This is a genomic window from Desulfosporosinus acididurans, assembly GCF_001029285.1.
Classification (GTDB): domain Bacteria; phylum Bacillota; class Desulfitobacteriia; order Desulfitobacteriales; family Desulfitobacteriaceae; genus Desulfosporosinus; species Desulfosporosinus acididurans.
The window spans coordinates 97,774-117,927 of record NZ_LDZY01000014.1 but is presented as its reverse complement, the minus strand read 5'-3'; the positions used below and the strand labels follow the sequence as shown (position 1 = coordinate 117,927).

The 20,154-nt window shown below is 40.2% G+C and carries 24 protein-coding genes and 1 pseudogene; 7 read left to right on the top strand and 18 right to left on the bottom strand.

All coding sequences use genetic code 11. The annotated features are described in order from the left end of the window. Positions 1 to 89 precede the first annotated feature (89 nt). From DEAC_RS18005 to DEAC_RS24300, 3 genes are all read right to left on the bottom strand, one after another. Positions 90 to 830: an SDR family NAD(P)-dependent oxidoreductase gene (locus DEAC_RS18005; RefSeq protein ID WP_047811460.1), complete on the bottom strand. Its 741-nt coding sequence runs from the start codon at positions 828 to 830 to the stop codon at positions 90 to 92. An 83-nt stretch (positions 831 to 913) separates the two neighbouring features. Further along, a complete protein-coding gene (locus DEAC_RS23645; RefSeq protein ID WP_161796473.1) occupies positions 914 to 1,087 on the bottom strand; it encodes a GrpB family protein in 174 nt (57 codons plus the stop codon). 82 nt (positions 1,088 to 1,169) lie between these two features. Beyond that, positions 1,170 to 1,271, bottom strand: coding sequence for an MBL fold metallo-hydrolase (locus DEAC_RS24300; RefSeq protein WP_242847200.1), 102 nt, complete (start codon positions 1,269 to 1,271; stop codon positions 1,170 to 1,172). Between the two features lie 36 nt (positions 1,272 to 1,307). Here DEAC_RS24300 and DEAC_RS23640 point away from each other — a divergent pair, with 36 nt between their 5' ends. Continuing rightward, the gene (locus DEAC_RS23640) at positions 1,308 to 1,847 is read left to right on the top strand and encodes a hypothetical protein (RefSeq protein WP_047811459.1); all 540 of its coding nucleotides are present in this window, start codon (positions 1,308 to 1,310) and stop codon (positions 1,845 to 1,847) included. 548 nt (positions 1,848 to 2,395) lie between these two features. On the opposite strand, the gene DEAC_RS17995 is transcribed toward DEAC_RS23640, so the two are convergent. Continuing rightward, entirely contained in the window at positions 2,396 to 3,535 is a 1,140-nt protein-coding gene (locus tag DEAC_RS17995; RefSeq protein ID WP_047811458.1) for a two-component system sensor histidine kinase NtrB, read from the bottom strand. A 30-nt stretch (positions 3,536 to 3,565) separates the two neighbouring features. After that, positions 3,566 to 4,915, bottom strand: coding sequence for a sigma-54-dependent transcriptional regulator (locus DEAC_RS17990; RefSeq protein WP_047811457.1), 1,350 nt, complete (start codon positions 4,913 to 4,915; stop codon positions 3,566 to 3,568). 276 nt (positions 4,916 to 5,191) lie between these two features. Here DEAC_RS17990 and DEAC_RS17985 point away from each other — a divergent pair, with 276 nt between their 5' ends. From DEAC_RS17985 to DEAC_RS17975, 3 genes are all read left to right on the top strand, one after another. Next, the gene (locus DEAC_RS17985) at positions 5,192 to 5,782 is read left to right on the top strand and encodes a hypothetical protein (protein WP_047811456.1); all 591 of its coding nucleotides are present in this window, start codon (positions 5,192 to 5,194) and stop codon (positions 5,780 to 5,782) included. A gap of 18 nt (positions 5,783 to 5,800) precedes the next feature. Continuing rightward, positions 5,801 to 7,177 (top strand): 4Fe-4S binding protein, encoded by a 1,377-nt coding sequence (locus tag DEAC_RS17980; RefSeq protein ID WP_047811455.1) that lies wholly within the window; start codon positions 5,801 to 5,803, stop codon positions 7,175 to 7,177. 167 nt (positions 7,178 to 7,344) lie between these two features. After that, positions 7,345 to 7,956 carry a tetratricopeptide repeat protein gene (locus DEAC_RS17975; RefSeq protein WP_047811454.1) on the top strand — a complete coding sequence of 204 codons (612 nt, stop codon included), beginning with the start codon at positions 7,345 to 7,347 and terminating at the stop codon, positions 7,954 to 7,956. Positions 7,957 to 8,087: 131 nt separating this feature from the next. On the opposite strand, the gene DEAC_RS17970 is transcribed toward DEAC_RS17975, so the two are convergent. The 6 genes from DEAC_RS17970 to DEAC_RS22920 all read right to left on the bottom strand — a co-directional run bounded on the left by DEAC_RS17970 (position 8,088) and on the right by DEAC_RS22920 (position 10,998). Continuing rightward, positions 8,088 to 8,411, bottom strand: coding sequence for a hypothetical protein (locus DEAC_RS17970; RefSeq protein WP_427846274.1), 324 nt, complete (start codon positions 8,409 to 8,411; stop codon positions 8,088 to 8,090). Positions 8,412 to 8,606: 195 nt separating this feature from the next. Beyond that, positions 8,607 to 8,987: a sulfate reduction electron transfer complex DsrMKJOP subunit DsrJ gene (gene dsrJ, locus DEAC_RS17965; protein WP_047811452.1), complete on the bottom strand. Its 381-nt coding sequence runs from the start codon at positions 8,985 to 8,987 to the stop codon at positions 8,607 to 8,609. A 55-nt stretch (positions 8,988 to 9,042) separates the two neighbouring features. Further along, entirely contained in the window at positions 9,043 to 9,849 is an 807-nt protein-coding gene (locus DEAC_RS17960) for a hypothetical protein (protein ID WP_053006493.1), read from the bottom strand. Positions 9,850 to 10,258: 409 nt separating this feature from the next. Further along, positions 10,259 to 10,498, bottom strand: a complete 240-nt coding sequence (locus DEAC_RS17955) for a PepSY domain-containing protein (protein ID WP_242847196.1) — start codon at positions 10,496 to 10,498, stop codon at positions 10,259 to 10,261. 81 nt (positions 10,499 to 10,579) lie between these two features. Continuing rightward, positions 10,580 to 10,768, bottom strand: a complete 189-nt coding sequence (locus DEAC_RS17950; RefSeq protein ID WP_161796472.1) for a hypothetical protein — start codon at positions 10,766 to 10,768, stop codon at positions 10,580 to 10,582. Between the two features lie 95 nt (positions 10,769 to 10,863). Continuing rightward, on the bottom strand, positions 10,864 to 10,998 hold the full coding sequence (locus tag DEAC_RS22920) for an SHOCT domain-containing protein (RefSeq protein ID WP_345788182.1): 135 nt from the start codon (positions 10,996 to 10,998) through the stop codon (positions 10,864 to 10,866). 502 nt (positions 10,999 to 11,500) lie between these two features. On the opposite strand from DEAC_RS22920, the gene dsrJ (DEAC_RS17945) reads away from it, so the two are divergent. Next, complete coding sequence (gene dsrJ / locus DEAC_RS17945; RefSeq protein ID WP_047811449.1) at positions 11,501 to 11,890, top strand: sulfate reduction electron transfer complex DsrMKJOP subunit DsrJ; 390 nt, start codon at positions 11,501 to 11,503, stop codon at positions 11,888 to 11,890. A 522-nt stretch (positions 11,891 to 12,412) separates the two neighbouring features. Here dsrJ (DEAC_RS17945) and DEAC_RS22360 read toward each other — a convergent pair. From DEAC_RS22360 to DEAC_RS17920, 6 genes and pseudogenes are all read right to left on the bottom strand, one after another. Then, positions 12,413 to 13,279: a PH domain-containing protein gene (locus tag DEAC_RS22360; RefSeq protein WP_053006492.1), complete on the bottom strand. Its 867-nt coding sequence runs from the start codon at positions 13,277 to 13,279 to the stop codon at positions 12,413 to 12,415. A gap of 348 nt (positions 13,280 to 13,627) precedes the next feature. After that, positions 13,628 to 14,143, bottom strand: coding sequence for a DUF1648 domain-containing protein (locus DEAC_RS17935; RefSeq protein WP_047811448.1), 516 nt, complete (start codon positions 14,141 to 14,143; stop codon positions 13,628 to 13,630). A gap of 14 nt (positions 14,144 to 14,157) precedes the next feature. Further along, positions 14,158 to 14,229 (bottom strand): annotated as a pseudogene (locus DEAC_RS24855) (hypothetical protein); the annotation flags it as partial. Positions 14,230 to 14,293: 64 nt separating this feature from the next. Then, positions 14,294 to 14,566 carry a CPBP family glutamic-type intramembrane protease gene (locus DEAC_RS17930; protein WP_161796471.1) on the bottom strand — a complete coding sequence of 91 codons (273 nt, stop codon included), beginning with the start codon at positions 14,564 to 14,566 and terminating at the stop codon, positions 14,294 to 14,296. 574 nt (positions 14,567 to 15,140) lie between these two features. Continuing rightward, positions 15,141 to 15,608, bottom strand: a complete 468-nt coding sequence (locus tag DEAC_RS17925) for a nuclear transport factor 2 family protein (protein WP_053006491.1) — start codon at positions 15,606 to 15,608, stop codon at positions 15,141 to 15,143. Between the two features lie 48 nt (positions 15,609 to 15,656). Then, positions 15,657 to 16,238, bottom strand: a complete 582-nt coding sequence (locus DEAC_RS17920; protein ID WP_047811446.1) for a flavodoxin family protein — start codon at positions 16,236 to 16,238, stop codon at positions 15,657 to 15,659. A gap of 175 nt (positions 16,239 to 16,413) precedes the next feature. Between DEAC_RS17920 and DEAC_RS17915 the strand changes: the two genes are divergently transcribed. Beyond that, positions 16,414 to 17,070: a TetR/AcrR family transcriptional regulator gene (locus DEAC_RS17915; protein WP_053006490.1), complete on the top strand. Its 657-nt coding sequence runs from the start codon at positions 16,414 to 16,416 to the stop codon at positions 17,068 to 17,070. Between the two features lie 952 nt (positions 17,071 to 18,022). Here DEAC_RS17915 and DEAC_RS17910 read toward each other — a convergent pair. Next, on the bottom strand, positions 18,023 to 19,147 hold the full coding sequence (locus DEAC_RS17910) for an aldo/keto reductase (RefSeq protein ID WP_047811445.1): 1,125 nt from the start codon (positions 19,145 to 19,147) through the stop codon (positions 18,023 to 18,025). A 352-nt stretch (positions 19,148 to 19,499) separates the two neighbouring features. Between DEAC_RS17910 and DEAC_RS17905 the strand changes: the two genes are divergently transcribed. Further along, positions 19,500 to 19,943 (top strand): MarR family winged helix-turn-helix transcriptional regulator, encoded by a 444-nt coding sequence (locus DEAC_RS17905; protein ID WP_047811444.1) that lies wholly within the window; start codon positions 19,500 to 19,502, stop codon positions 19,941 to 19,943. The last annotated feature ends 211 nt before the right edge of the window (positions 19,944 to 20,154 follow it).

The following is a 20,154-nucleotide window of genomic DNA, read 5'->3' as shown; positions in this document are numbered from 1 at the left end:
CCGCCTTTGGATTGGATAGCCTATATACAAATGGGATAACGCCATATTCTAAAAAACAAATCTACTTAATAAACCTTTTAACGCGGTAGTTATTTGGTTTTCTGCGCTTTTAGTAAGTAATTAGCTTCATAATCCATGGCCACGCCATATTCGTTCAATACCTTACCTTGGTGATGCTTTCCATCAGTTAAAAGGTCAACAATGATCTTGCCACCTTGCGGAAGAGTCTTCATGAATGGTCCTGTCGTATTTCCGTTCAAGTCAGTAGTAACCCCGCCCGGCATCACACCAAATATTTCAACTGAGATATTATTTTTTGTATAGTACGCGCCAAAGGCCGCAATCATTGAGTTTAATGACGCTTTACTAGTCATATAAGCGAAAGGTGCAAAGAAATCATTGGCAACTGTTGGGATGCTCAAATTCAAGATACGCCCATTATTAGCCGCTAATATGGGTGTAAAGGCTTTAATCATTTCAAAGTTACCAAAGAAATTTACATCAAAAACTTCCCGCAATTCATCGGAAGTAAAATCTAAAGCACTCTTATGCATGTCACCGGGGATGCCGGCATTGTTAATCAAAACATTCAAGTCAGCATGATTGGCTTTAATATATTTCGCAGCAGCATGAATAGTTGACACGTCGTTCAAATCTACTTTGATCCATTCCGCATTGACTCCACCTGCCTTAAGCTCCTCCACAGCTGCTAAGCCACGTTCTTCACTACGTGCTCCCAATAAGATTGACCAACCTTGTTGACCTAATTGGCGGGCAGTTTCAAAACCAATCCCTTTATTCGCTCCAGAAATTAATACTTTGTTTGTCATAATATCTCTCCTTTGTTTTCACGATTCCGGTTATTTATCAGTGGCGCTTATGTAACCGGCTGTTGAAACATAATACTTTTACCTCAACTTCCTTTACGAATATAAATTATCTGTTCTGTGCGTACTTCAGAGGGCTTTGGATTAGCATAAAGTCCGGGCTCTGAGGTTGAGCCGATGTGCTCCACCAGCAATGCCTTGCCACCAAGGGTCATCATCGTTCTAGCTGAAGAGTAGTATTGGTCCTTCATTGATGGCATATACCCACTTCCTATTAACAGTATTTGTCTTAAGGGCAACTTTGGATTTATATTCATGTTAATACCTAGAGTTATATCGAGGTCAAGCTTTTTTTCCTACTTCATGCACCTGCTCAGGATTTAGAACATGTTCAAGGTCACCACAGTGGCAAACATTTATTTCGTCAATTTTGAAGTTGTATATAGTATTTTTTCCCCTCTTTTCTCCTGAGATTTTATCATGAAAGGTATGCAGGAAGCATTCGACAATAAAGTACCGGTTGTCTTCCAGACACTAAAGTCTTATATTCCGGTCGATCAGCGTATTGTCTATCACTCCGGTATTGTGGCATTCGTTGACGAAATTCTCTATAAAACGTTGTTTGATTCAAAATGCCGAACTTTTCCCAAGTTTATTGAGGAGAATAATTTGTATGTAGGGATCAGCCAGAAATTTTCCGCTCTGTCGGAAGCAAAGAAGCAATATCAATATGCGCTTGACGCTCTTGAGATAGGCCGGAAGCGGAACTCTCACTGCGCTTGTTTTGACGATTGCGTCATGCCTATCATTTCCAATCTGATATATCCTTTTTCATCTTCCCAAACAGCTGCATCTAATTTATTTGTCTTCTTTTTGGCTAACCGAAAACTCTTATTATTATTGTTCTTTGCTCGAACAATTGTATCGATTCCGAGATTTCTACAGTGGTTAATCCAAAATAACAGCGCCACTAAGGGAACAATGAGTCTTTTCTGCTTTGGTGCTTGTCAAGCATTCTGAACAGCTTTTCTTATTGCTCCCGAAGAATTTTGTTCCATCGACCGCAGCCACCATATATCCATCAATAGTACCATTTTCATAGACCTTATTTTCGACCGCCTTTTTTATAATGTCTTGATTGATTTGTTTTAGCCCCTCCAAATCTATGACTTTAAGTGCATCTCTGATACTTGACCTGTGCTGTAAGTTGGGTTTACTCGTCCGACAGACATTTTATTTAAACCATGTTCGAGATGGTAAACATTTTTCATGTATCTTACTAATTTTACAAAGTAGTTTTTCCTCATTACAATCTCTCTTCTCTACTGATTTTAACAGAAAGGGAGGTCCGACAGAAGAAAAAACTCCTAATTTGATACACTTTTGAAAAAAGTTATAATGCCAGCTGAAGGTCGCTTTACTTTTTTATATTAATTCATCAACCATTGAAAATACTCATTTTCTAACTGTCCTACGGTAAACTTATTGTTCTTAGTGTAACCCTTGGATACGACTATCTCATGAACAAGTTGTGAATTTCTCATGAATAAGGACCCTGAACATTTCAATCAGGGTCCTTCCTCACATCGAGGCAACAAAATCTCAACTCTTGCTCCTCGCCCATTTCGATTTGAAACGGATATCTTCCCGCCGTGTTGATCTAAGATACGATGTACCACCGACAATCCTAATCCGGTTCCTTTCTCCTTAGTTGTAAAAAAGGGGTCATATATGTAAGGCAAAACATCGGGCGAAATCCCTTGCCCTTCATCGCTAACGGCAAATCCTACAAAGCCTTCTTTTTGAATTCTCTCCAGAAGAATCCTGCCACCTTCTCCTTGGGCATCTATGGCATTGAGTAAGATATTTAAAATGACTTGTTTAATCTGATCAGAGTCTACTTCAACTTTGTAAGCATCAACTTGTCCTCCCTTTTGAGATAATTCAATCTGGTGCTGCCGCAGAGCAGGCTGAATTAACAGAACTCCTTCTTCCAAGAGTTTCTCTAACTTAACTCTTCTACGCACTAATTCCTTAGGACGGGCAAAACTTAAAAACTCACTAACTAACCTATTTAGGCGCTCACACTCTTCTTTAAGTACGCGGCAATATTCTAAAACCTCACTATCTTCTTGTTTGTCTTGAGCCAGGAGCTGAATACTTACTTTCATGATCCCCAGGGGATTGCGTATTTCATGAGCCAGTCCGGCACTCAGATGCCCAAGCGCAGTTAACCGTTCAGTTTGCCGGATCTCGCTTTCCAAGCGTTCACGTTCTAGACTTTCACGCTTTAACTTTTCTACCAACTCTTTCTGAATTTGAAGAGCAAGTTGATGTTTGCGTGTTGCTTTCCGTTCCTGTTCAATCAGAAAACCAGTTAACCAACCAATGCCATTAATTAGGCCAATTTCCACCCACTGAGTCAGCATAGCTGATGAGGCCATGGCCATTGTGTTAAAATAAGTCATAAACGGCAGAATCAGAAGGGTTATAGATAACCCGGATATAATGCCGCCGACTAAGCCAAAACGCATAGCCGCGTAAATCACAGGGAGATAATAGGCAAATTGTAACATGATGTGATAATTCATGGTGTAATGATAAGTCGTATAATGAATGACCGTTAAAATGACAATTACGATGCTAATGATCAACAAATCGAAATAGACTCGATGTCGATTTTTGAGATCGAGTTTATTGCTCTGCAATAAAAGCGCTCCTCTCAAGGGTCAGCTATCCTAATGTACGCTTATCCCGTATTTTTCCAAACGATACAAAAAGGCGTAACGGGAAAGTCCCAGCTTTTTTGCCGCCTGGCTTTGATTCCCATCCGTTTGTTCCAGAGCTTGACGTATAAAGGACTTTTCAATCTCTTCAAGGGATATACCCTCCGGAGGAAGAATAAAAGGATCCAAACTCTTCTCAAATTGATTAGATGGATTAAAGGTTGGCACCCCCTCAAGACCGATTACAGCTCCCGGAGAAATAATAACCATTCGTTCAATGACATTTTCAAGTTCTCGTACATTTCCAGGCCAAGTATAAGCTATGAGTTGGTCAAGAACTCCCGGTCCAAGAGTCTTGTCTTTGCCATAGACACTAAGTTTGTCTAAGAAATGTTCCACAAGGACGGAGATATCCTCCCGGCGTTCTCTCAGGGGGGGAACGAGGATTGGAAAGACATTCAAGCGATAATATAAATCCTCGCGAAACCGTCCTTCTTGAGCCTCTCTTAACAAGTCCCGATTCGTGGCGGCAATGATCCTCACGTCAACTTGAATGGTTTTTTCGCCTCCGACTCGTTCAAATGTCCGTTCCTGAAGTACTCGCAGCAGCTTTGCTTGAACATTAAAAGACAGCTCACCGATCTCATCGAGAAAAAGCGTTCCGCTGTCTGCTAATTCAAAACGGCCGGACCTACGTGTATGGGCTCCGGTAAAAGCCCCTTTCTCGTGACCAAATAATTCGCTTTCCAATAAAGTTTCAGTCAAAGCCGCACAATTGACTCGGATAAAAGGGCCATCAGCCCGCGGACTTAAGGTATGAATAGCATGGGCAACTAATTCTTTACCCGTACCGGACTCTCCCTGGATAAGAACCGTTGCCGGTGTTGGCGCGACCCTCTCGACAAGCAGTTTTAATGTTTGCATCTTGTCGCTGTCTCCAATCAATTGCCAGCGATTAGGCTGAACTTCCTCCTTCAGGTAGTCCACCTGCTCGCGCAGACTTTCTACTTCTAAGGCCTTTGCAACAGTGATGAGCAGTTCATCGATTTCAAAGGGTTTCATTAAATAGTCATGAGCTCCTGCCTTCATCGCCTCCACCGCTGTTTCTGTAGTGCCGTGCGCTGTCATCATGACAATGAGTAAATCGGGGTAATGTCCTTTTAAAGTACGCAACACACTTAATCCATCTACCTTAGGCATCTTTAAATCGACGAGGACAAGATCCGGACGTTCAGACAATGCCCGGTCTATGGCCAATTGGCCATCCTCCGCAGTTTCAACGTCATATCCTGCTTTTACCAGGGCTCGTTCTAAAACCCAGCGCATATTTACCTCGTCATCGGCAACTAGTATTCGCCGCACAATCTCATCCCCTTAGACCTACACTTAGAATTGATGTGGGAAAAGGCGCAGTAATCTGTGTCTTTTCCCACACTTTTTTCTGCTTCTTGATCGTAAAAACGTTATCTTTTCTCAGTCAAACATCGGTTAGATGGCCGGAATGTTTAAAAATGTTAATGGAAATCGACAAGATTCCGAAATCATAGTGCTATTACAGCATAATTTGATACAAAGTGCAACTTGGCATGACTTTTGCAAACAAAATTGCCGTCTCAATAAATTAGAGGAGCGTGTTTTATGAGTTATCCAAGAAAACCTATTTTGAAAATCCTTCTTACCTTATCATCCTTGTTACTTTTAACTCTTATGTTTGCAACCAATGCCTTCGCGGCATCTCAGCTTGAGCAAGACGCCGGCCCTTATCACGTGATTATGCAAATGAACCCGGAAAACCCTATGGTTAACCAATCCGGAACAATGACCATCATTGTTAAAAATAAGACAACCGGACAGCCCGTAACCGGAGCAAAAGTTACGATGGGCAATCCCACCATGATGGGCTCTAACTCCAATGATGGCGGAAATATGGCAGGCATGAACATGTCATCGAGCATGGATAACCAAAGCGGAATGGTCATGCAAGAACAATCATCCATGGGCTCAATGTCCATGGAACCAGGTTCCTATATGATGCAAAACATGAACTTCAACCAGCCTGGGCAATGGAACCAAGCAATTACTATTTCTTCGTCCCTAGGCCAAAGCACGGTCAATTTTCCAATAACGGTAGGAAAATCAGGACCTAATTATGTGCTTATTGGCAGTGTCGCCGGTGTCGTCGTCATTGCCGGAATTATCGCTGCGGTCTTAAAAGGAAAGAAAAAATAAGAAAGTAGAGGCCTAGAAATGTCTTCAACAAATTCCATCAACAAGCAACCGTCTAAACAACCAACGAATCTTCTTAACGTTCGCTGGCTTAAACGATTTCTAACGAGCTACTTTTATCCTCGGATTTTTCAATGGATTACGGTCATCGTTTTTGCTGTCATTATGTTTGAGACCCTTGCAGGACCTACTGCCGTAGACAATAACTTTGGTTCTGCTGCAACCTGGGTTCTTTGGTGGCCGTTAATCCCATTTTTCTTTTTTCTCTTGGGACGGTTCTGGTGCGGGATTTGCCCGTTTGCCTGGGTGAGTGATTTAACGCAAAAGTTATTTGGAGCCAATCTCAAAGTTCCCAATTTCATAAAGAAAAATGGCCTTTGGATTATCGATATTACCTTTATTCTCATCACCTGGTCTGATCATATTTGGGGGATTGTAGAATCTCCGCGAGGATCCGGAACGCTTTTATTGCTGATATTAGGCGGAGTAATGGTAAGTGCCTTGCTTTTTGAACGCCGCACTTGGTGCCGTTATCTCTGTTTTCTCGGTAGTTTATCCGGCAACTATTCTCGAGCAGGTATGTTAGAACTGCGCGCTGATAAGAATGTTTGCAAAACCTGTAAAACACGTGATTGTTACAAGGGTGGGGCTAACGCACCAGGATGTCCGATGTTTGAATTTCCGATGGCAATGGAAAATAACGCCAATTGTAATCTCTGCGGAAGCTGCATCAAGAATTGCCCCCACGATTCAATTCGCTTAACCCCTCGTAAGCCAACCAGTGAATTTTGGTCGATGACCCGGGCTCGTTTCGAAGAATCCTTCTTAGCCATTGTTATCGTGGGAATTGTTTTCGTCCAAAATGTCACCATGTTGGACTTTTACCCTGCTTTCCTCAAGTGGGTAGAAAAGACCTTAGGTATTGCTAATCAAGATGTTGCCTTTACACTGCTCTTTATCTTAGCCATGGCCACTCCTGTGTTACTTCTTTTCTCAGCAACAGCTCTTTCCAAACGTTTCACAGGTGAAACACTGCGTACTGCCTTTGCCCGCTTCGGTTACGCCGTCATTCCCCTAGACCTTGCCTCACATATGGCCCACAACTTATTCCACCTGCTGGCGGAAGGGAAAGCAACCTACTATACGTTCATGGGACTCTTTGGGGTGCATCTCGAAGGTTCAACCTCATTCGTTCCTGACCCGATCATCCAAGTAATGCAGTATTTCTTAGTCATTGCCGGAACGCTTGGCTCAATGTATACAGCCTATCGTATCGCTAAAAAGAATTACGGCTTAGGTAAAGCTCTGTCCGTCTCTATGCCTTATCTTCTTGTCATCTTGCTCTTCGGTGTATTAAACTTCTTAACCTTTACTGTACGAATGGCAATGCGGATGTAAGTTAAATAATCTTAGCTGATAGATTAGAGCGCACTCGGTCGAGTGCGCTCATCCGTTCCTTGACTTGCCCATTATATGTACGATTAATTAATCTGATAAATCAATTTAGGCTTAACGAATCTTAAAACATATAGGGTACCTTCAAAAATTGCGAAGGAGAATGCAGCATGCAGGGAAACATAAATCAAAAATTCAAAACCATTGTTATTTTTATTTTAATTGCCGCCTGTTTAATTGGGGCAGGAGCTTTTGGATACTTTTATAATTCAAATAACGCTGGCAGTTCCTCGATTTCATCGTCTTCAACGTCTAACAATAGTGCCTCTAGCAATGACAAGAACCGAGTTAATACTTTAATCCAACAATTGAAATTAAATCCTAATAATATTGGGCTGCAGGAGGATTTGGGAAATGCTTATTATGATTTAGGAACTGCAGACCAGAAAAGCGCTCCAAATGAAGCAAAAGATGAATTTGCTCTGGCAGTCAAGAGTTATCAGAGCGTTCTCAAGAGCAAACAAGATATCAACGTTATGACTGATATGGCGACAGCTGCTTTCTATAGCGAACAACTGGACTTGGCGGAAAAGAGTTACCAAAAGGCTTTGTCTATCAACCCAAACTTTTCTCCTGCGTTGTTTAATTACGGTATTTATCTTTATCAAATTAAGAAGGACAATTCGTCAGCCATTCGCATGTGGCAAACCGTCTTAAATCAAGATCCTAATGGCCCTTACTCCGAACAACTTAAAACCATGATCAGCCAAGCTAAAGGGTAATATAACCTTGCCATGGCAGGATTAATTTTTATCTTATTGTTATAATTACCTTTAAGAAAGTGCCGAGAATTGATTCTCAGCACTTTTTGCAGCATTTGAATACTTAAGCCATCATGCTGTAACCTCTATAATTAAAAATTCATCATGGTACTTCCGGTATTGGATCCTCCAATTCCGTTCATCATTGTACTACCGGAACTAGCTGCACTGCTTCCGCTCATTATATTTCCTTGAAATTGGCTCATAAATTGATTCATTTTGTTAAGGTTATCTTGCCCTATTTGAGTCTTAACGGCTGGGTCTGAATTCATCAGATCTTGCATTGCCTTAACATCTCCCGTTTCCATGGCTTTTTGCATTCCGGCTGAGTTATGAAGATTTTGCATTTGACCAACCCATCCATTGTCCTGTCCCTGAGTCGTTCCCGCCAGAGCTGGTAAAGCCATAAGTCCCACTGTCAATGTTGCGGCCCCTAGTTTTTATGATTATTCGGCTTTTTAGAACTAAACTTTTTATATGTATGTTTTTAATTCCACTTTAAATTAAAAGAGACGATAACCATTATAGGCTATCACCTCTCTTTGTTTAAGGATCCTAAAGGATCATTCATATTAGCGTTTCTTCCTCTATTACTTAAAAATATTAGTTGATCATTTCTGATGGCATTCCCAGCAGTATAGTTTCACTCCAGCATATGTATGACATTTCTGACAAAACTGCTCTTCGTTGGAATGACACTTCAAACAGGTTTTTTCAAGACTAATCGTGTATTTCTGACCACGACTGTTAACATATATCATGTTACCTTCTCGTACATACTCATCTCGCCATTTATACAATAATTGCATATGATAATCTTTCATATACTCTGTTGGCTCAACGCACTGCTTGACCGCCATTGCGTTAATAACCGGTGTATCTAGCGATGGAACAGGTGGAACATTTGCCTTCCCTAAACTAGCAAGAAATGGAGAAATGAGCAAGATTATAAATATCAATATTCCCAGGTAGATTTTTTTACTATAAATCATACTCAGTACTCCCTTTTAAGAACCTTTAATCTTACACTCTATCTTTCCGGAGGTCTTAGCCGATATTCGCTTCATTTTCGGATGTACTCCATTGATACATCGGTTTTCTCGACGACATGGCTAGATAAACCAAAAGGCTGCTGACAAGGAATATATGAATAAATAAAATACTTCCTTCGTTCGTTGGGATAAAGGGTCTGAATGTAACTAAGCCCATGCCCAATTCCTTCACACTCACTATGTCCACTCGCCAATAATAGACCATAATAATTCCTGACAAAGCACTCCCGAGAAGCAGAAATAAAGGGACATAGCTAAGAGACGCAGAGGTATTCTTCATAAATGAACTATAAATACTGCGTAATACGATAACCGCTAAAGCCACTATAAACACGATGTCAGTAATATAAATTACATTGTGAGGAAAGCCAATTGTAAGGAAACTATCTATAGTCTCCAGGCCTTGAATAAACGAGGGTACTGGATTTAGAAACAACCGCAAGTGCCGTATTAAAATAATAAGCAGAGCCCCAAAAAAGATGTAGACACCTGCCCAAAACCAGTTTGAAGGCCCTGACTCTTCTTTCGATTCTTGCCTTTTCATTTTTATGTTTCCGAAGAATGAGCGGAAGTACAGTAATTCTAATAGTCTTCTTGCCGTCAATTTTTTAGTCCCCGGCGAATTTTCGGGATTATTTTGTTCTAATTGTAATAGGCGATTTGTAAAACCAATTGCGAATATGATTAAAGCTAAGTAGGGTATACCGATTCCAAATACAGCATAAAGTTTGAGAACTCCTACCCCAAACCAAGCAATAAAAGTCAGAGCCAAAACAACCAATAATGAAGACAAAAATTTCATTTTAATTAACGCCCCACTTCTTTTACAAATTTAATTAGCCCAAAATTATGGACTTCCTTACCATTTTCTTTTAAAAGAAGCAATCTTATCGTTTTATCTAAGAAATACATTTCAGCTATTGAATTGAAAGATTACTATTAGAGTTTGCCCTCAATCAGTTCTCCTATTCGTCTTAGTTTTTAAGCCTGAAACTTTGATTTTGTAGAAGAAATCCCCTCATTCTATCCATTCCTGATTCTTACTTGAGACATATGGGGCTAACTTCTTTCCTAATAGATTAGAATCATCTTTTCCAAGCAACAAAAACGGCAATATGATCTTAATCATATCGCCGCTTAACCTGAAACCATGTTGTCTGTTTTCCTGCAACTAATCTCCTTATAGTTTTGTTACTTCATTTCAATAGTATTTAAGATGGGTCCGTGCCAGTTTTCATATACCATACCTGACCAGTATATCCATTAACGTCAAGCTCTGCATAATCCTTACCATCTTTTTGAATCATGAATTCATAATAACCAGGAGCGAGTTCAGGTTCCCCGATCGAATATTCTTGACCCATTTTTGTTACAAAGTCTTGAGCATTTTTTGTAGCCTGTTCTTCACTCACCGTTATGGACCCAGTGTTACCCCAATTCATAGGTCCCATGAATGACATTGATGCGTTTCATTAATCGCTTCTAAAGCTAACCACATATAATTTCCCAGATAGCTTAAGTCCGAGAAATTATCATGGGACGTTTAAACATTTCAAACGTACAGCCATCACGATATGATTGCCCTCAACTAGAACAAGTTCTTGATCAATTCGGTTCTGCTTTAAATACTTTTGGGCGTCGGAAAAGATCTTTTGAGCATCGATTATACTTTTATATTTTCCTACAATGCCGTTTGATTTCTTTCCCTTTAGGATAAGCATTGTTATTCGTCCTTTCTTAAACAAACATAACGATATTAACGTAAATTAGGACAGTTTCTCCCATGGAGTTACTGTCCTAATTTGGACACTTAGAATTACTTTCCATCTAAGTCATGTTTCTTGCTTTGAAATTCTACGGAATCAATTTCACCACGTGCATAGCGTTCACGAAGAATATCTAGTGCAGTATTTCGATTATCAAAATTATTTAAAGTTCTACGACGGAACAAATAAAGAATAATCCAAATCCATAAAGACTCCTTTCATGTATCAAAGTTAACTTTTTCGTCTAACATCTTCGCTTTATTGTATTAGCATCCTTAGCGTCCTGTAATTCCACATTATGTCAAGAGGAGTCTCTTGGCAAAAATAGGATCTTATTTTCATAACTTATTCACAACTTATTCATAACTTTTTCACGGCTAATTCATAGGCCTAAGCAATAATATAAACATCGAAAGTTCATGCAATCCCTGCTTTCGCAGGTACAATGACGAACGCTATGAATACCTCAAAAATCATGTCCATCGTGGGCGAACGACACGTTAACTAAATGACCACTTACATAAAGTATGGAATGTCGGTCGCGCAGCTTACCCGACTCTCATGGATTGCCCAGGTGTATCAGTTTCTGGAACTCATAAACTGGTGAATAACGTACTAATTATGGGGGCGAGAAAGAACTACTGATCTTCGTTTAAGCGATCTCCCTGGAAAGGAGGGAAATGAATAATGTATAAAGGCGGTAGAATAATTGCTTCCCTTGTTGTATTTGTTGCTTTTCTATGCATCCCATTCTTTTATAATATGGGAAAAGCCAATGCTGAACCTAAGAATCTAGCTGAGAACATTAAATTAATAGAAAGCACACAGCATGATATAGAGCCGGCTTCATGGATGATAGCTAATCATATGAAACTGCTCGATCAATGGCGACAGGCTTATGTTCGAGATGGTCAGACAATCTACGTCAATAGTCAAGGCGAGAAATTCCCGATTAATATTAATACCTGGAGTAATACTGTAGGAGCTAACTCTGGCCAATTCTGTATTACCTGCCATAATTATGTAGGTGTTCAGCTGAATTGTTTCAGTTGCCATACAGTAGGTGGAACTCTATAATGAGGTCCCACCTACATTTTAACGAAAACATACGCTAATACATTATCTTCCAGCAAAAAACTGAGCGTTTTACCGCTAAGCAATATACTACCAATTACCCATACACCCGATAATTCCAATTTTATCATGTGAGAGGTAAGTAAAACGGCTTACTTCTTTTTATTGCCGTAAGAAAACTGCCGGAATTTGAATGAATATATGAACCTTATCTTTTTCTCATTACAGAGGAAATCACAATGGCGTAGCATAGAAATATAACCACATGAAAAAGACTAAAAGCCAACCATGCTGTGATACGGCAACGCAAGCACCTACGATTGGATTCCTATAAACCGGTTTCGAAGGACCTACCTTCATTTCGGATACAGCATCGTGTTCTTCGAAGACGTTCTTGGTACAAAGCCTCCATCTTCTCAGTTCAGTTATCCACTAAGGTAAGTACATCCATCCTGCGGGTTTGGAGGAGTTCGGCTAGTTGACAAGCGGCTTGGCTTTATACAAGGCGGGGCTTTGGCATAAACGTTATTTTGGTGTAGCATTCTGTTTCCAAGCTTCTAATAATTTCTTATAAAGTATATCTGTTTCGCTTGGTTCTTCGGTATTCACGATCCGTAAACCAGACTTTGCATTTATAAAAATAAAGGGAGGCTTTTGCGTATCAACAAATAATTTTGCCTGTCCAATCCCCTTTAATTTGAAATAACCTTTCAACATGCTTCCTAAACCGGAACCATTTGTTTTAAGCCGAATCTCAGGAATCTGGTCTTTTATCGCGATACCTGCTATATCTGAAAGTTTTATTACTTCCCCATATTCTCCACTAATTTTTAGAGTGCCGCCTTGAATGGTATAACTAGCTTGCTTATTGCTAAAATACATAAGTGTACCTACACCACTCATGGCTAATACTGTGATAATTGCTCCAACTCTAATGCATATCAACATTCTTTTCTTACTTGAATTATCTACGTTATTACTATCTACCTTCACCGTTGGGCATTTTTCTATTATTAGGTTTATAAATCCTTCTTTATCTCGTGGTGAGATTATTACTGTTTTACTCTCCCCGTATTTAATCTCTAGCCTGTCTAATGAAAGTGCTGGCGAGGATATCGGATTTCTTGTACTTTCTATTTTCACTATTTCTTCTAGAGGAATTATCTTACGGATAGGACCACATTTAATTCTTAACTCATCGTCCGTCACTCGATATCCTGTTCCAAACCAAAGCCATGCAATAAATGCCACAATTGGTACAAAGATAAATAAACCAGTTGGATCATATTGACCATTTGATGACGGTATCCATGTTGTTAGAACAATCCCCGCTATTATTGGTATCCATAGCAGTAATCCAAGCCATGTATCACGTTTGGATGAAAAGTACATCTTTACTCTCCCTCAATGTTTTCCCTACATTTCTAACTCAAAATACTGCCGATTTGTGTTGTCCTGATGAAACAGAAATAGCAGTCTCCCATAACACTCTCATAACACTCCCATCTAACTACACCTTCCCCATATCCACTAGGTAAGTTCATCCCAACCTGCGGGATTGAAGGAGTTCGGTGGCTCTTATAGCCCATGCTTTAGAACCATTGGCCAAAACTGAAATTCCCCTTTAGAAATACCAAGTACATTGGTTGATGGGTTCCATCAGTTAAATCCGTATTAATACGAATTACTTCGGGATGACTTTCACCATATCGTTTTGAGATTTGTTGAATAATTCTCACACTATTTAGCCTTAAATGCCCGCCAGATGTAGAAAATCAGTGTAACTAACGGTAGCAATATAGATATTAAGATGAAACCTATTCCAAGACCTAGCTCCTTACCCATTGCGCCCTCAATAGTTCTCCATTGAATATAAGCGAAAATCCAAGTTACTTCCATCTTTAAAGCTTGGACCATTAACCTGGCCAATTTATATTGTATTTCCGCGTTTTGCTCAGTAATATCAAACGGATAATTAAACCTATGTGGATAATGATTTAATATCGTTAAAAATATGTACATTAAAACGACCACTGGAACTAATAGGAATAGTTCTCCTTTCGATCCCCATCGGTCAACTTGACCCTGAATATTGTAATGAGCCGGAATTCTACTTGGTAATGAGGACCATATAATTACAGGATAAATATATGAAGTTGCTACTCCAATTATAGCGCCAATATCAAATATGTTTTCCAGTAAAGAACGATGCATTTGTATTCGCGGACGTTTTTGCCTCGAAGAATTCTCAACCATAACTTGCTCCTTTATTAAATTTCAATTTCAAACTGGGATATTGTTAAATCATAGCGTTTATTTTCTAAAGTATTATAGAAATGCCAAGAATCCCAAAACTAAACCAGAAAGTGGTACGATAATCCAAAAGGACAATGGTGCTTTATTAATTTAGTAAATATGTCCAATCACAAACAAACCTGCCTGAGTAAGCCAAATCCATGACTCTTTCCAGCCCCAATTCTTTAGATAGCCCCAGAAGAAGCCGTGGAACAAAGGTTCCTCCAAAATTGCTGCACTATTTAATTGGACAAGGAAATAGTGAGGCAGTTGATTCTTCAACAGCAAAAAGGCAGTCATTATATGAATATGTATCGATTGTCTAGAAACCTGCAGTCTCGTTAATCTACTAAAAATGGCTCCCAGGAACATTCCAATAAGCACACTAATAAGTAGCCAAATTAAGATTGCAGTCATGACATAAGTCCCACTCTGAAATACTGGAACTATCCATTTGCTTGGTATGAGAAAAACGTCATACGCTCGTCCAATCACTAGGGGAAAACGTAAAACAGTAACCCGACAAGTAGTACAACAGCAACTCCACCCTTTAGTCTAGATTCCCCTGCCATCTTAAAAGAAAGCATCCGCGTCTCCCTCCAACCAAATACACATTCTTCTATGGTGTCGGATAATGACGTATTACAGCCTCAACGCCCCCGCCTTAACACTGCGACACATTTATTAGCATATCTCTCCTGCGAAAAAGCCACATTTACATTGAATATGTTCCCATGCACGCACCCTTAATACATTCTTAACACTTTCAGTTTATTTTAAAAATATCCCATCCCCGAAGCCCTTGCCACAGGCGGCTTTCAGAGCGTCTGTTTTCTTAATCGAACCACGCACTCCACGTGGGTTGGTGTGACAATATTGAAAATACCTTTTGCTTACAGTATCTTTGTGCATCCCCTATAAACATTTCTTCGCGGCATTATACTCAGCAATTGAGCGCTTAGGTCACTCCGTTGTCCTTGGATATCTGAGAATCTTGTGGGTTCCAATAATCCCGGAGGAGTTGGATACGTCCGCTCTTGGTGTAGCACACGTCAACATAGCGCCTTTCATAAGAATTGCCAGTTGATAAAACGGTTCCGTGCCCTATCATTTCAACGACGACGCAGTCAGGATCAATCATGCGATGGATCTCGACATCGGTAATACTTGTGATGGTGACGCTACCCAGAATTGCCTGGTTGTATTTAATGATATTGTCCTTTCCCTCAACCCGCCGCGGCCGACCAGACGGTGCGAATGGAAACTCCATAACTGCATCTTCTGCCAACAGATCAACCAAGGATTGCAGATTTCCAGTTCTGTACATTTCGAGTACTTGTTCGAAAACTTCGGCGGCTCCCATGAAATCATGTCGCTCAGACGGAGGCTGGCTGGCCGTTGATTTAGGATTTTGCAAATTAGACATGCATTTTTCCCTCCTGAATATATTATAATAATTATTTAGAACATAATTTTATTTAACTAAACTTATCCCATCCTTAAATGCTCTCACAGATAGCTCTTCGAATTTTTGCAAACCGGAATTATACATCTCAAACTTTTCTGAATGAAAATTAGTAGTTCCGCAGCAGAGAATGCTATCCTCTACTTTCCAGCCATATCTCGCGAAAATATTACTAACAGTTTTAATGCCCTCTGCGGCGATCTCAGGATTTGGACTTCCTTGGGCAAATATTGTTATTGCTTTTTTTCCAGGATGTCTCGCCGCGAAACCATCACCAACCATCGGGAATGTGCGATCTAACCAAATTTTTGCTTGACCAGAAATTTGGTAGCCGTAGATTGGTGAACCAAATACAATGGCATCTGCATCCTCTATGGCCTCATACATCGGCTGCAGATAATCATTAACTGCGCAGCCATCGTGCAACCGACAATATAAGCACCCCTGACATCCGCGTATCCCTGGGTCATTCAGATTAAACTCGATAACCTCAGCACCTTTTGATTTCGCACCGTTTGCAACCTGCGCCAACAGCTTTGAAGTATATCCGTTTTTACGCGGGCTACCGTTAAAAATAACGACCTTTGACATCTTTTTTTCTCCTTTTAATCGTTAGAATTATTTCTTCCAAATCATAGAAAACATTACCCTGACAATGTAATTTACAATCGGAACCGCAATTCCGTTTACAAATTATATTATACGGAATCATTACTCCTTTTTCAACATCCATTTTTAAGGTAAAATGAAGAAAAGAGGTGATATCATGACGGAAAAGAAAAATGACTCTTCGGGCGAAATAGAGAATGCGCAGCCAAATAATTCAGGTTTTTCTAATTCCAAAAAGCAGCTGCGGGCGGATGCAAAACAAAACAGAGAACAGATATTGCAAACTGCACATAAGATTTTTGCTGAAAAGGGATTGGCAGTTCCAATAAGTGAAATTGCCAGCAAAGCAGGGATCGGCATTGGTACAGTATACCGCCATTTCCCGACCAAAGAAGTATTGTTTAATGAAGTCATTATCAGTTATAAACAAAAGCTTACAAAGAAAGCCAAATCTCTTAGCATTCATACCGATCCCGGTAAAGCCTTTTTTGACTTCATTTCTCTCATCATGGAAGATGGCTTTACAAACAAAGCGATGAGGGATGCCTTCAGAATCGGTATTTTTCGCGTTCGGACGGCAACATCCGGTGTTCTACTGGATTTTCAGTCATCATTAGCTGATCTCCTCACCCGAGCCCAAGACGCAAAGGCGGTTCGGGAAGATATTGAAGCTATCGATTTGATCGCCCTTATGTCGGGTCTTCTCATGGTTGTAGATGAATACGAAGATACTCCCGATAGAAGCAGATTCAATCAATTGTTATCTATTGTTTGTGACGGACTTCATTATAATAAAACTAGGAGCTCATTTTAATGCGCCTAGTTTATCTTTCTATATTAATTTTCATTTATGACTATATAAAACAAAGGCATCAAGATTTGTTCTCCTGATGCCTTTGTTTTTTACTTAATAAATTTGTGATTTCGGGCAATCTTTAAAATTCCCATTGTCATCTTTTGACTTCACCAGATTTGTTCTCTGGCATACATTTTGGATATGCAGAAGGCTATTCTAAGCGAACATTACACGATATAACTAACAATTATAGAAACGTAGCCAAAAGCCCACGGTTAAATCGTGGGATGAAGGCGGCTTCGTAATTTCATGTAAATGTAAATGTCTTAGCACTATGATAAACTAGTATTAGTTTGATCTTTGAAAACTGGATAGAGTAAGAGGTTCTGATAGCTAATGCGTCTATCAGGTAAAACTCTATGTGTCGTCAAGAAAAAAGACGTTAAAACGATCGTTTTCAAAGAAACTGTGGTAGCTGGTAACAGGCTATCAGCCTAGAGTACCATTGTGTACTGCTCTAGGACGGGCTAATGGCATAGCCCTGAACTTGGGGTCATACTCCGATAGCAGAAATGTACTTCGGTTTAATCACCCAAGAATCCCATCGGCTTTAGCCGTGGGAGTGTCAAATACTCAAAATAGCAAAGGTAAGGCTTTGACCTTTTCCCTTGTTCCACACCGTGCATGACAGTTTCCCATCAAAAAGGACCCCCGCCGGCTTAGGCAGAGGTCAATGAAAATAGGTTTATGGGACTGGACTGTGTAATGTATTATGTCTAGGATTGAAGGTATTATGTTGTAAAGCCACCAGATTGCTTACATAAATATGGAACGTCTGGCGATTCTTAGTCCTTGCTATTTTCTAATTCATTAATAGTCTCAAGGAGGGGCCCTAGTTTAGTTGCTTAACATGAATTTACATCTTATTTTAAAAGTCGCCTCAAAAGCGGCTATCAGCTGCAAGCCCTTATTATTTTTCCAACTCTTCTGCTATTGTTTGTAAATTATCAATAATATCAATATGTTGAGGACAAACCCGCTCGCAGTTTCCACAGGCAATACAGTCAGAGGCTTTACCGCCACCGAGTAATCTGGTTTCCATGCTATAGAGACCCTTCGCTCTGGCTAAATCATTGTAAATCAGCTTGTAGTTATATGCCGTAAAAACATTAGGAATAGGTATATTCTTCGGGCAGCCTTCTACACAATATTGGCACGCTGTACAAGGAATATTAGGAATTTTACTGATCGCTTGCCGCGCCTTCTCAATAACAGCCAGTTCATCTTGATTAAGCGGCTTGAACTTCTCCATAAAAGATACGTTGTCCCGTACCTGGTCTATTGTAGACATTCCGCTCAGCACTGTAATAATATTGTCCAGAGAAGCCGCATAGCGGATAGCCCATGATGCCAGCGAAACCTTCGGATTGGCGGTTTCGAATATTTTCTTTATGCTCTCAGGCGGGTTCGCCAAACTGCCACCCTTAACTGGTTCCATAACGATGATGGGTTTGTGATGCTTCAGTGCCACTTCATAGCATTTTCGGGCTTCAATCGTTGGGCTCTCCCAGTCAGCGTAATTCAGCTGGAATTGAACAAATTCCATCTCCGGGTGCTCGGTCAAGATTTTATCCAGCGCGTCTGCTTTGTCATGAATCGAAAAACCGATATGCCGTACCAGACCTTTTTCCTTAAGTTCACGAACATAATCCCACATTCCAAAATCATCAAAACATTTGGTACGGGTGTCTCCTAAATTATGGAGCAGGTAGTAGTCGATAAAACCGGCACCAGTGCGCTTCAATGAAGTATGGATCATATTCTTGGCCTCTTCGGCCGTTTTGACAATCCAAACAGGACATTTGGTCGCAATTTGAAAGCTTTCACGCGGATAACGGTCAACAATTGCGGTTTTCATTGCTTCTTCTGATTTCCCAGCATTATAGCCCCAGGAAGAATCGAAATAACTGAATCCTTTAGACATATACAGATCGACCATTTCTTTTGTTTGCTCAATATCAATTCCGTCACCAATCATCGGAAGCCGCATAAACCCAAAACCGAGTTTAGGGATGTTTTCACCTAAATATGTCATAGTTCACATACCTCCAAACAAGTTAGTAAATTCAAAATAATATTTTACTCTACCTTGGTTATATAACTTATTCTTGACAATCCGCTACGAATCACAACATGGTCATCTCCCCTTACTCAAATTTGCGATGACCCGATGAGAATAATGACGCACTATCCAGCGAGAATCCTTCGCGGTTGAAATCCTATTCCTTTATTGGTCCCTGCGACCATAATGACTGGTTTACTGTGCTTAATAACACACCCTTTCTGGAATCGATGTTTTCCTTTACATTATAGCTTTGGTTGACACGTCAACTAAACTCTACTATAGCATATTGTGGTTGACGTATCAACCATGATATACTTGTTTCATGGATAAGAATGTGTTAAATGACGAAGAAATGCAAATATGGCATATGTGGAAAGGCTCCTTTAAGAGGATTTTCAGTCGCGTAATAAAGGAAATGACCGAGCACACAGGACTATCCGAGGGTGATTTTGGAGTACTAGATCGGATAGACCATTTCGGGAATGGTAAACTTCGACAGCAGGACTTAGTCGACTCGATGGAATGGACGAAAAGTCGATTGTCCCACCATTTAACTCGAATGGAACAACGTGGGCTTGTTTTAAGGAAACCATTGGACACAGGTAATGGCGTTCAAGTCATCATCACTTCCTCCGGAAAATCAGCATTAGATGATTCACGCCCCATAGTCTCAAAGGCAATACGCAAATATTTCCTTGATCAATTAACTGAGCAAGATATTGAGTTGATCACTAATTTGGCTAAAAGAATTAATTTAGGTTCTTAAGTACCTTGGCAAGCACCACTAAATTGACATGTTTCCGCGGACGCAGGCTTTACACTTTCTTAACATTTTTAGCCTATTTGAAAATTTTCCCGCCCCCGAAACCCTTGGTACATGCGGCTCTTAAAATGTTACTGTTTTCAAACTTGTAACGGTCTCAACGTGGGTTGGTGTTTCTTCATTGTTAATTCATCAGAGGTACTAGTTCCCTCTT

What these genes read in the sequence shown, in the direction of transcription:
- DEAC_RS18005 (WP_047811460.1), bottom strand. Translation starts at nt 830, where the DNA reads ATGACAAACAAAGTATTAATTTCTGGAGCGAATAAAGGGATTGGTTTT.
- DEAC_RS23645 (WP_161796473.1), bottom strand. Translation starts at nt 1,087, where the DNA reads ATGCCATCAATGAAGGACCAATACTACTCTTCAGCTAGAACGATGATG.
- DEAC_RS23640 (WP_047811459.1), top strand. Translation starts at nt 1,308, where the DNA reads ATGAAAGGTATGCAGGAAGCATTCGACAATAAAGTACCGGTTGTCTTC.
- DEAC_RS17985 (WP_047811456.1), top strand. Translation starts at nt 5,192, where the DNA reads ATGAGTTATCCAAGAAAACCTATTTTGAAAATCCTTCTTACCTTATCA.
- DEAC_RS17980 (WP_047811455.1), top strand. Translation starts at nt 5,801, where the DNA reads ATGTCTTCAACAAATTCCATCAACAAGCAACCGTCTAAACAACCAACG.
- DEAC_RS17975 (WP_047811454.1), top strand. Translation starts at nt 7,345, where the DNA reads ATGCAGGGAAACATAAATCAAAAATTCAAAACCATTGTTATTTTTATT.
- dsrJ (WP_047811452.1), bottom strand. Translation starts at nt 8,987, where the DNA reads ATGATTTATAGTAAAAAAATCTACCTGGGAATATTGATATTTATAATC.
- DEAC_RS17960 (WP_053006493.1), bottom strand. Translation starts at nt 9,849, where the DNA reads ATGAAATTTTTGTCTTCATTATTGGTTGTTTTGGCTCTGACTTTTATT.
- DEAC_RS17955 (WP_242847196.1), bottom strand. Translation starts at nt 10,498, where the DNA reads ATGGGACCTATGAATTGGGGTAACACTGGGTCCATAACGGTGAGTGAA.
- DEAC_RS17950 (WP_161796472.1), bottom strand. Translation starts at nt 10,768, where the DNA reads ATGCTTATCCTAAAGGGAAAGAAATCAAACGGCATTGTAGGAAAATAT.
- dsrJ (WP_047811449.1), top strand. Translation starts at nt 11,501, where the DNA reads ATGTATAAAGGCGGTAGAATAATTGCTTCCCTTGTTGTATTTGTTGCT.
- DEAC_RS22360 (WP_053006492.1), bottom strand. Translation starts at nt 13,279, where the DNA reads ATGTACTTTTCATCCAAACGTGATACATGGCTTGGATTACTGCTATGG.
- DEAC_RS17935 (WP_047811448.1), bottom strand. Translation starts at nt 14,143, where the DNA reads ATGGTTGAGAATTCTTCGAGGCAAAAACGTCCGCGAATACAAATGCAT.
- DEAC_RS17925 (WP_053006491.1), bottom strand. Translation starts at nt 15,608, where the DNA reads ATGTCTAATTTGCAAAATCCTAAATCAACGGCCAGCCAGCCTCCGTCT.
- DEAC_RS17920 (WP_047811446.1), bottom strand. Translation starts at nt 16,238, where the DNA reads ATGTCAAAGGTCGTTATTTTTAACGGTAGCCCGCGTAAAAACGGATAT.
- DEAC_RS17915 (WP_053006490.1), top strand. Translation starts at nt 16,414, where the DNA reads ATGACGGAAAAGAAAAATGACTCTTCGGGCGAAATAGAGAATGCGCAG.
- DEAC_RS17910 (WP_047811445.1), bottom strand. Translation starts at nt 19,147, where the DNA reads ATGACATATTTAGGTGAAAACATCCCTAAACTCGGTTTTGGGTTTATG.
- DEAC_RS17905 (WP_047811444.1), top strand. Translation starts at nt 19,500, where the DNA reads ATGGATAAGAATGTGTTAAATGACGAAGAAATGCAAATATGGCATATG.